The organism is Curtobacterium caseinilyticum (assembly GCF_030363035.1).
Classification (GTDB): Bacteria; Actinomycetota; Actinomycetes; order Actinomycetales; family Microbacteriaceae; genus Curtobacterium; species Curtobacterium caseinilyticum.
The window spans coordinates 1-9,960 of sequence record NZ_JAUCMN010000017.1 but is presented as its reverse complement, the minus strand read 5'-3'; the positions used below and the strand labels follow the sequence as shown (position 1 = coordinate 9,960).

Here is a 9,960-nt window from a genome sequence, read left to right as displayed (position 1 = left end):
GCCGGCAGGTCCCGGTCCTGGTCCACCTCACCGGCGGCACCCGCACCGCACTGGCACGCACCACCCGCGTCCAGTAGCCGACGCCAGCAGCAGCAGCAGCAGCAAGCGAGCGCAGGCTGCGGCGCGCTGGTCGCTGCGACGTCAGGACGCACCCCACGACGGACGGGAGGCGCGGTGCCAGCTGGCACCGCGCCTCCCGTCCGTCGTCTGGTCGCCCCTGCGACCCCAGCCGGCGGTGCGGCGGTCAGTGCTGCACGGCGTACCGGTGCAGGACCACGCCGTTGGCGAAGGCCTTCGTCTCGAGCAGGTCGAGCAGGAGCGGCGGGCGGGATCCCGTCGCCGGCGGGTCGAAGAGCGGCCGCCCGCTGCCGAGCACGGCCGGGTGCACGAAGAGCAGCAGTTCGTCGATGAGGCCCGCGTCGAGCAGCTGCGTCGCGAGGTTCGCCCCGCCCACCCCGATGTCGCCCGCCCCGTCGGCACGGATGGCCGCCAGCTGCGCGATCGCGTCGCCGTCCGCACCGATGACCCGGGTCCCGTGACCCGCCTCGGTGCGGGTCCGTGACACCAGGACCTTCGGCTGCGCGGTCCAGATCTCGCCGTACTCGCGTTCGACGGGAGACGAGTCCTCGTCGTACCGGGCGTCCGGCCAGTAGGGGTCCATCATGTCGCGGACGACCCGGCCCTCGATCGACATCGTCATCGCTCGGGCCCGGTCGTTGAACTCCTGGTGCAGGGGCTCGTCGATGCGGATCCAACCGGGCGCCTCCGGGCCGCTGTGCTCACCGGGATGGGCCTCGATGTACCCGTCGACGGAGACGTTCATCCAGTACACGAACCGTGCGGGCATCGCAGACTCCTTCGTCGGACCGGCCGTTCGAGCCGAGGCTACCGCTGCGCGTCGTCCTGGCGCGAGGAACCGTCGGTCAGCGCGGCAGCGTAGGCGCGGACGGACCGGTTGTAGCGGGGGAGCGTGGGTTCGACGGCCTCGATCGCGACCCGCAGGGCCTCGTCGGCCCGGCCGGCGGTGTGCAGGGCGAGGGCGAGGAACACCCGCGGGGCCGCACCCGTCGCCGGGTGCTCCGGTGCCTCGTGCAGCATCGCGATCGCATCGTCCACCCGGCCGAGGTTCCGCAGCGTGGACGCGTGCTGCACGACCATCCGCGCGGCACGGTCGGCGTCGACCGCCCGCAGCCCGGCGGCGGTGGCGGCGCTGTACTGCGCGTGCGCGTCGGCCTCGCGTCCGCCGGAGTCGTACGCCCCGCCGAGCTCGAACGCACCGACCGCCGGGTGCGGCGCGACCTGCGCGAGCGCACGCATGCGGTCGATCCGTTCGTCGTCGCGGACGGTGTCGTCGGCCCAGAGCGCGGCGACCCGGTCCTCCCACTCGGGGTCGGTCGGCGCGTCCTGGTGATCGTCCACGGGCCCACGCTAGCGGTGGACGATCCATCGAACGTGGCACGGCGGACGCCGAGCGCGTCGGGGTGCGAAGATGCATCGTTGCCCGCTGACACCGACGACGAGGGACGAATGGGACACGACGACGCAGCGCCGCTCCTCGACGGTCGGTACCGCATCGAGGCCGCGATCGGCCAGGGCGGCATGTCCGTCGTCCACCGGGCCACCGACGAGGTCCTGCACCGACCGGTCGCGGTGAAGCTCTTCCACCCCGGCTCGGTCGACATCGCGCGCCAGGAGGCCGAGCTCGGCGTCCTCGCCGGACTCGAGCACCACAACCTGGTGAGCCTGCTCGACGCGGGGGTGCTGACGGGACCGGACGGCACGGCGCAGCGGTACCTCGTCATGTCGCTCGTGGTCGGGCAGGACCTCGAGGCGCGGCTGTCCGTCGGGCCGCTGGCCTCGCAGCACATCGCGGAGATCGGCTACGACATGGCCGAGGCGCTCGACTACATCCACGCGCACGGCGTCGTGCACCGGGACATCAAGCCGTCGAACATCCTGCTCGTCGACTACGGCAACGGCTCGGAACGCGCTCGGGCGCGGCTGACGGACTTCGGTATCGCCCTCGCGGCCGGCGTCGAGCGGCTCACGGCCGACGGGGTCACGACCGGGACCGCCGCCTACCTCAGCCCCGAGCAGGCCCGCGGCGGTGACGTGGGTCCGGCGAGCGACGTCTACTCGCTCGGCCTCGTGCTGCTCCAGTGCTTCACGCGGCGCCGTGAGTTCCCCGGTTCCTTGGTCGAGTCGGCGATCGCCCGGCTCTCGCGTGACCCGGTCCTCCCGGAGCCGCTGCCCGAGCACTGGAAGCACCTGCTCCGCGCGATGACCGAGCAGGACCCGGTGGCGCGTCCGCTCGGCGGGCAACTCGTCGCCATGCTCCGCGACGTGCTCATCGCCGAGACCACCGGAGCGGCGAGCACCGACCCCGGGGGTGCCGCGTCGCACGGCGACGCGACGACGCCCCCGGCGGCCACCTGGTCCGGATCGACCGGATCGACCGGAGCGACCGAGACGGGTCCGTCAGGTACCGGCTCGGCGACGCGCGACCCGGCCGTCGACACCGGGCGTCCGGCGACGCTCGACACGTTGCCCGAGGAGTCCCTGCAGCGCACGGTCGCGATGGCCGCGCGGCTCTTCGACGCACCGATCGCGCTCGTCGACGTGCTGGACGAGGACCGCGAGTGGTCCCAGTCGTGGATCGCGAACGGGATCGACGAGGCCGCACGCAACATCAGCTTCCGCAGCGGCTTCGCACCCGTCCCCGTCCCCGTCGTCATCCCCGACGGGTCCGTGCACCCGGAGATGCGCCGCAGTCCGCTGGTCACCGGTCCGCTCGGCATCCGGTTCTACGTCAGCGTGCCCCTGCTCCGACACGACGGCACCGCGGTCGGGACGCTCGCCGTGCTCGACGTCCGCCCGCGCGAGGCCACCGAGGCCGACCTGGCGAACCTGCGCGACCTCGCCGCACTGGCGGTCACGCAGCTCGAGATCCGTCAGGAGTCGTTGCGCACGACGAGCGACGCGCTCCCGCTCGACGGCGGCCGGCACTGACGACCTCCGGCACTGACGACCTCCGGCACTGACGATGTCCGGCACTGACGGTCGTCAGGCTCCCGGGCGACCGGCGGACCACGCCTGGGCACGGTCGGCCTGCTCGGCGGTCAGCCGGGTCAACGCACCGCAGTTGACGCACTCGTTCCGGTAGGACCGCGACAGCGGCACGAGCGGGACGAAGAACAGGCTGAGCCTGGTGGTCCGTCGGACGACCCGCTGCGCCGCGTGCACACCGCACACCCCGCAGACGAACTGCACGACGGTGAGCAGGGTGTCGGACGCGCGGGTACCGAAGATCAGGAACACGCCTCCGACGCTACGCGAGCCGCCGGTGCCGACCGTCAGCGGACCGGAGCCCTCCGGACCAGCACCACGCTGTCGACGGTCTCGTGCCGCTCGCCGTCGCGCCCGGTGCTCGTGCGCGGTCGCCCCTCGGCGACGAGCACCTCCCACCCGTCGTCGAGCCGCAGTGCCGCCAGGTCCTGCTCCGGCGACGGGAAGCGGTAGGACCGGAACTCCTCCGGCAGGTCGGCGTGCGGCGGTGCGGCGTGCGCCGTGACGAGCAGGTGCCCGCCCGGTGCGACGAAGCCGGTCGCACGGCGCAGGATCTCGTCGCGCGGGATCTCGACCGGCCACGACTGCAGGAACGAAGCCGTCACCAGGTCGAACCGGGCTCCTGCGGCGGGCTCCCACGTCCCCAGGTCGGCGGCGACGAACGCGGTGCGGTCGGCGACACCGGCGACCTCGGCGGCCAGGGCGGCGCGGGCCACGGCCGTGCTCGACAGGTCGACGCCCGTCGCCGTCCAGCCGTGCTCCGCGAGCCAGACGACGTCGCCGCCCTCCCCGCAGCCCAGGTCGAGCGCCCGGGCGCCGCCGCGTGGCAGGTCCGCGGCGACCCCGGCGAGCACGTCGTTCACGCGGCCGGACCAGATGCCGTCACGCTCGGCGTAGCGGGCTTCCCACCAGTCCTGCGCGGACGCCGCCGTCGTCCGGTCCGGGGCGTCGACCTGCTCGTGTCCGTGCCGCTCGTGTCCGTGCTGCTCGTGTCCGTGCTGCTCGTCTGCCTGCAGCTGCTCATCTCCCTGCACGGGCCCAGTCCACCGATCCGCCGACGCACTCCGCAAGTCCCGTTGCCGGTCCGGCAACTCCGCCGCGCGGGCCCCGCCGGACGGGACGGCAGGACCCGCCATCGTTCCGTCCAGACCACGCGGTCGTCGCAGTCCACCCGGTTGCTCCGGTGGCGCCGCGCGTACCGTCGCGACCACGACGAGTTCGTCCGGCCTCCGCGCCGACACCCAACCGTCGGGACCGTCCGGTCCGACGCCGCGGACCGGGTGCGCGTGATGCAGGGAGCACGAGATGTCGACGTACGAGGCCGACCGACGGGTCGAACAGGTCAGGGTCACCAGCTACCGGAACCTCCGTCGAGCAGAGCGTCGCGGATGGGTCGTGCCGGACGGGGGAGTCACGCCGTCCCTCGCCGACCTCGCACGGGTCCGGGGCCCAGGACGCGGTGATCGCTCGTGATCACCGCGACGGACGTCCCGCCGGCCGAGGACCGGGTCGCGGAGCAGTGGCGCAGCTCGGTGCGCGAGGTCCTGCACAGCGGTACCGACCCTGAGGAGGCCCGCGCGTTCTTCGCGCAGGTCTACGACGCCCGCGACCTGGTGCTCCGGCCCGTCGACGGTGTGCCGTTCACCTACCGCTACCGGTCCACCGGTGACGGCAGGGTCAGTCTGCGCACCTGCTCGGTGTCCGCGCACGGTTCAGCCGTCCTCGCGCCGGACCGGCAGTACGTGCTCGGGTGGTCGGTCGAGGGCGGGGTCGTCGTGGACCCCGACCGTGAGGACGGCGTCACCCTCCGCCCCGGCGTCCCCGTGATGTGCCCGGCGAGACGCCCCTTCGCCGTCGCGGCTCCACCCGGCACCCTCCACCTGGTGCACTTCGACGCCGACTTCCTCGAGGCGGCCGCGGTGGTCGGTGGGACCGACGCCCCGGTCCCGCTCGCCTTCCCCGTCTCCGTGCCGTCCGCCCGCCTCGTGCCGCTCCAACGGGTGCTCCGTGAGCTCGCCGGGCCGATGCTCGACGTCACCGTCGTCGCTGCGGAGCGAGCGACGGTCGACCTCCGCCTCGCCGAGGCCGTGCTCGAGGCGTTCCAACCCGACCCGGACAGTGGGATGCCCGACGTCCCCGTCGCGACCCTCGATCGTGTCAAGGCCTTCTTGTACGCGCACTTCGACCGACCCCTCACCGCGACGGAGATCGCGGCCGCGGCCGACGTGAGCGTCCGCACCCTGCAGGAGACCTTCCAACGCCAGGAGGGCACGACGCCGACGGCGTTCCTCCGCGACCTGCGCCTCGACAAGGCCCGACTCGCGTTGCAGCTCGCCGATGCCCGCGAGACGTCGGTGGCTGCGGTCGCGCACTCCTGCGGGTTCCGGCACATGGGCCGCTTCTCGGGTGCGTACGCCGAGCACTACGGTGAGCACCCCGGTGAGACGCTCCGCGGGCAGCGCCGGCTGATCGCCGTCGCCGACGTCGCGGACCGCCTGGTGCGTCCCCGCGAGCGCTGACGCACCACGGCCACCCCTCGGGGCGCGCCGCCCGACCGCGGGCACGCCACCGGGCCTTGGCCGCCTGTCCGGACGCGCAGGTCGGCCGGGAGGCACGCAGCGCGTCCATCGCACACGCCCGGTCCGTCCCGAGGTCAGCTGGGTACCGTGCAGGGATGCAGCCCGGAACGTCGCCGGCCACCGGCGCCGACACCACCGCCGTCGCGGTCCGCGGGACCGGTGCGCCGGTCCTCGTGCTCCACGGCACCCCCGGCGGCATCGAGGCCGCCGAGGTGATGGCGCGCTTCCTGCCGTCCGACCGCTTCCGGGTGGTCACCGTCGCCCGTCCGGGGTACCCGGGCAGCCCGCTCGTGGCGGGAGGGTCGTCCCTCGACGACGAGGCCGACCGGTACGCGGCGCTGCTCGACGGCCTCGGTCTCGACCGGGTCGCCGTGCTCGCCTGGTCCGGCGGCGGACCCGCCGCCTACCGCTTCGCGGCACGGCACCCGGACCGGGTGCGCGCGCTCGTGGTCGTCGCCGGTCTGTCCGCGCGGTGGGTGCCACCTCGGCCGTCCGTCGCCGAGTGGGTCGTGGCGCACACGGCTCTCGGTGCTGCGGTCGCCGACCTCGCCGCTGCCGTCCTGCCCGCCGTGGTCGTCCGCACCGCGGTCGCCGGGGTGAGCTCGTTGCGTGGCCGGGCGCTCGCGGCCCACGTCGCGGACGTGCTGCACGACCCCGTCCGTCGGCGGGCCGTGCTCGACCTGTCGACCAGCGGGAACGCCGGAGGCGCGTACCGCCCGGGCTGGGACAACGACGTACGCGTGCTCGGCGCGATCGACGACCTCGTGCTCGAGGAGGTGCGGGCACCGACGCTCCTGGTCCACGGGGACGCCGACACCGAGGTGGCGTTCGCGCACAGCGCTCGGGCCGCGGGAGCCGTCCAGGACGCGGAACTCCTGACGCTGCCGGGCGGGACGCACTTCGGTCTGTGGGACCACCACGACGCCGCCTCCGTGCAGGAGCGGGTGCGGCGCCACCTCGACCGCAGCTGAGCAGCGCCCGGGACCGCGCGCACGCAGCCCGCCGAGACTGAGACGAACCGCAGGAACCGGGGCCGACTCCTCAGGCTGTGACCGGACCGTTACCAATACGTTGTCTTCCCGAGTCGTTCGCTCGACCCGGAAGGAACCATGGGACGTCACGCCCTGCCCGCAGCCCCCGACGGCGAGGAGTCGGCAGCACCCGAGCCGACCGTGCCCGCGGAACCGCGTCGCCCTCGTGGCCGTCGAGCCGCTCACGCGCCCGACGCCGATCATGTGGTGCCCGTCGACCAGGCACACGTCGAGCAGGACCGCGCAGTGCCGACCCGTGCTGAGCAGGCCCGCGCAGTGCCGACCCGTGCCGAGCAGGCCCGCGCAGTGCCGACCCGTGCCGAGCAGGACCGCGCAGTGCAGGACCGCGCATCGCAGACCCGGGCCGTCAGCATGGTCGCCGTCCCCGTGTCGCGTCCGGTCGCCTCGACGGCCGTCGCCGGGTCCGCGGTGCTGTCGCGCTCGGCCGTCCTCCGCGCCGAGCGTGCGGCGGATCCCCGGCACGTCCGCCGGGCCGTGAACGCCAAGCGTGCGGCGATCCTGCTCGCCCCTGCGCTCGCCGTGACCTCGAGCCTGACGCTCGCCCTGCCGGCGAACGCCGCACCGGCGCCGTCCGCACCGTCGTCGTCGTCGACCATCGCCGGGTACGACGCGCAGTCCTTCACCGTCGCCCGTGACGTCGAGGTACCGGTCGTGCAGACCGACGGCATGACGACGACCACGACGATCGTGTCCTACCCGACGATCGTGACGAAGTACGGCGTGACGACGCAGCAGGCCGAGGCGGCCATCTCGAAGGTGCTGTCCGCCGGTGGCAAGCGCGCCACGATCGTCTCCACCGCGCTGCAGTACATGGGCGACCCGTACGTCGAGGGCGGCGCCAGCCACTCCGGCATCGACTGCTCCGGACTGACGATGGTGGCCTACGCGGCCGTCGGCATCCCGCTCGTGCACTACGTCCCGTCGCAGGACGCCGTGGCGACGAGGATCACGCAGGCCGAGGCACTGCCCGGCGACCTGGTGGTGTTCGACAACGAGGACCACGTCGGCATCTACCTGGGCGACGGCATCGTGCTGCAGGCGCCGCACCCCGGCGACCCGGTGGACATCGTGCCGCTGTACCCGAACGCGCACCACTTCGCGCGGCTCCTGCCCGCGGGGGAGTGACCCCTCCCACCGGACGGGCCGGCTGACCCCCGGTCGGGACCGGTCACGCCCGGCAACCGGTCCGACCGCGACCATCTAGACCATGCCGACCGTGGCGACCGTGGCGACCGTGGCGACCGTGGCGACCGTGGCGACCGTGGCGACCGTGGCGACCGTGGCGACCACAGCGACCACAGCGACCACCGCGTGGGAACCGCACCGTGCCTCCCGTCCGCCCGCAGACGCGAGGACTTGCGCAGCTCCCGTAAACTGGAGTGATGGCCACCGAGACCCGCACCCCGTTCGAGGAGCAGCGCTCCGCGCGTCCGCAGGTGCGCCCGCGCACCGAGGGCTGGACCCAGGCGCAGGACACCGAGGGTCGGCCGCTCCTGCAGTTCGCGTCGCCGAAGCGGGGGAAGCCGCCGGTGCACCTGGCCGACCTGACCGTCGAGGAGCGCGTCGAGAAGGTCAAGGAGCTCGGCCTGCCGGGCTTCCGCGCCAAGCAGCTGTCGACGCACTACTTCACGCACTACACGTCCGACCCCGCGGCGATGACCGACCTGCCGGCAGCCCAGCGCGAGGAACTCGTGGCGGGAATGCTGCCGCCGCTGCTCACCGAGACCCGACGTCTGGCGACGGACAAGGGCGACACGATCAAGTTCCTCTGGAAGCTGCACGACGGCGCCCTGGTCGAGTCGGTGCTCATGCGCTACCCGGGTCGCATCACGCTCTGCGTCTCGTCGCAGGCCGGGTGTGGCATGAACTGCCCGTTCTGCGCCACCGGCCAGGCGGGGCTGACGCGCAACATGTCGACCGCCGAGATCATCGAGCAGATCGTGCGCGCGAACGCCGCCATCGCCGCGGGCGAGCTCGGGGGCGACCCGCGCAAGGGCGGGCAGGACCGGGTCGACGCCGAGCGCGTGACGAACATCGTCTTCATGGGCATGGGGGAGCCGCTTGCCAACTACAAGCGCGTGGTGGAGGCGGTGCGCACCATGGTCGCGCCGCAGCCGCACGGGCTCGGCATGAGCGCCCGCGGCATCACCGTCTCGACCGTCGGACTGGTGCCCGCGATCAAGAAGCTCGCCGACGAGAACCTCCCGATCACGTTCGCGCTGTCCCTGCACGCCCCGGACGACGAGTTGCGTGACGAGCTCATCCCGGTGAACTCCCGGTGGAAGGCCGACGAGGCGATCGACGCCGCGTACGAGTACTACGCGAAGACCGGTCGACGGGTCTCGATCGAGTACGCGCTCATCAAGGACATGAACGACCACGCGTGGCGGGCGGACCTGCTCGCCGAGAAGCTGAACGCCCGTGGCAAGGGGTGGGTGCACGTCAACCCGATCCCGCTGAACCCGACGCCCGGTTCCGTGTGGACCTCGTCGGAGCCGCACGTGCAGGACGAGTTCGTCCGCCGGCTCAACGCAGCCGGCGTCCCGACGACGCTGCGCGACACCCGTGGCAAGGAGATCGACGGGGCGTGCGGCCAGTTGGCGGCCGCTGACGAGACGGACGTCTGACCGGTCGACGGCCATCAGTCGGTCCCAGACCGTCGGTCGGGGAGCGGTCCGACGTCCGGTTCCGGCCGGACGGGAGGCGCGGTGCGGGTTCGCACCGCGCCTCCCGTCGTCCCGGGGGTCGAGACGTCGGCCCGCCACCGGTCGCGTCGCCCGCCGTTCCTGGCGTCGACACGCGGACTCGCCACCCAGTCGCGTCGCCCGTCGTTCCCGGGGACGGACGCGGACCCGCCACCCGTCGCGCCTCCCGTCGTTCGCGGGGACGGACGCGGACCCGCCACTCGTCGATGGAGCAGAAGACGTCGGGTCGCGGGCGCGTACTCGACGTCGACTGCTCCATCGTCGGACGCGTGCGGCCGTGCGGTACCCCGACTCCCGCGAGTTCTCGGGGAAGGCGGGGGACGACACGCCCGGGAGGCAGCCTGGTTCGCCGAGCCCTCGGGGCGTGTGTAGAGTAATCACTCGTTGCCGCTGAGGCGGAGAACGGAACGGCCGAGACGGTCACCGGGTGGATCATCCGGGGATCTTGTCCGCCGTGGTTCTTCCCCGGCAACGTACTTCCAGCCCCTCTGGCGGAGCTTCCTGTGTGGGAGTCGAGTGGGGGGTGCGTCTGGTCCTTGAGAACTCAACAGCGTGCAC

At 73.3% G+C, this 9,960-nt stretch carries 9 protein-coding genes; 5 read left to right on the top strand and 4 right to left on the bottom strand.

Features of this window, described 5'->3' with window-relative positions; genetic code table 11:
• Window positions 1-244: 244 nt before the first annotated feature.
• Complete coding sequence (locus tag QUG93_RS15945; RefSeq protein WP_289475606.1) at window positions 245-847, bottom strand: dihydrofolate reductase family protein; 603 nt, start codon at window positions 845-847, stop codon at window positions 245-247.
• Window positions 848-885: 38 nt separating this feature from the next.
• Entirely contained in the window at window positions 886-1,419 is a 534-nt protein-coding gene (locus QUG93_RS15940; RefSeq protein ID WP_289475604.1) for a tetratricopeptide repeat protein, read from the bottom strand.
• Window positions 1,420-1,527: 108 nt separating this feature from the next.
• On the opposite strand from QUG93_RS15940, the gene QUG93_RS15935 reads away from it, so the two are divergent.
• A complete protein-coding gene (locus QUG93_RS15935; protein WP_289475603.1) occupies window positions 1,528-3,009 on the top strand; it encodes a protein kinase domain-containing protein in 1,482 nt (493 codons plus the stop codon).
• Between the two features lie 54 nt (window positions 3,010-3,063).
• Here QUG93_RS15935 and QUG93_RS15930 read toward each other — a convergent pair whose 3' ends face one another.
• Window positions 3,064-3,318, bottom strand: coding sequence for a zinc-ribbon domain-containing protein (locus QUG93_RS15930; protein WP_289475601.1), 255 nt, complete (start codon window positions 3,316-3,318; stop codon window positions 3,064-3,066).
• A gap of 35 nt (window positions 3,319-3,353) precedes the next feature.
• Window positions 3,354-4,100 (bottom strand): class I SAM-dependent methyltransferase, encoded by a 747-nt coding sequence (locus QUG93_RS15925; RefSeq protein WP_289475599.1) that lies wholly within the window; start codon window positions 4,098-4,100, stop codon window positions 3,354-3,356.
• Window positions 4,101-4,535: 435 nt separating this feature from the next.
• Between QUG93_RS15925 and QUG93_RS15920 the strand changes: the two genes are divergently transcribed.
• The 4 genes from QUG93_RS15920 (at window position 4,536) to rlmN (ending at window position 9,324) form a co-directional block, all read left to right on the top strand.
• Window positions 4,536-5,585, top strand: a complete 1,050-nt coding sequence (locus QUG93_RS15920; protein ID WP_289475597.1) for a helix-turn-helix transcriptional regulator — start codon at window positions 4,536-4,538, stop codon at window positions 5,583-5,585.
• A gap of 155 nt (window positions 5,586-5,740) precedes the next feature.
• Window positions 5,741-6,616 (top strand): alpha/beta fold hydrolase, encoded by an 876-nt coding sequence (locus QUG93_RS15915; protein WP_289475596.1) that lies wholly within the window; start codon window positions 5,741-5,743, stop codon window positions 6,614-6,616.
• 138 nt (window positions 6,617-6,754) lie between these two features.
• The gene (locus QUG93_RS15910; protein ID WP_289475594.1) at window positions 6,755-7,822 is read left to right on the top strand and encodes a C40 family peptidase; all 1,068 of its coding nucleotides are present in this window, start codon (window positions 6,755-6,757) and stop codon (window positions 7,820-7,822) included.
• Window positions 7,823-8,079: 257 nt separating this feature from the next.
• A complete protein-coding gene (gene rlmN / locus QUG93_RS15905) occupies window positions 8,080-9,324 on the top strand; it encodes a dual-specificity RNA methyltransferase RlmN (RefSeq protein WP_289475593.1) in 1,245 nt (414 codons plus the stop codon).
• Window positions 9,325-9,960: the final 636 nt, after the last annotated feature.

Excerpts from the sequence above, each read along its gene's own strand:
- QUG93_RS15935 (WP_289475603.1), top strand. The coding sequence starts at position 1,528 with ATGGGACACGACGACGCAGCGCCGCTCCTCGACGGTCGGTACCGCATC.
- QUG93_RS15910 (WP_289475594.1), top strand. The coding sequence starts at position 6,755 with ATGGGACGTCACGCCCTGCCCGCAGCCCCCGACGGCGAGGAGTCGGCA.
- QUG93_RS15915 (WP_289475596.1), top strand. The coding sequence starts at position 5,741 with ATGCAGCCCGGAACGTCGCCGGCCACCGGCGCCGACACCACCGCCGTC.
- QUG93_RS15945 (WP_289475606.1), bottom strand. The coding sequence starts at position 847 with ATGCCCGCACGGTTCGTGTACTGGATGAACGTCTCCGTCGACGGGTAC.
- rlmN (WP_289475593.1), top strand. The coding sequence starts at position 8,080 with ATGGCCACCGAGACCCGCACCCCGTTCGAGGAGCAGCGCTCCGCGCGT.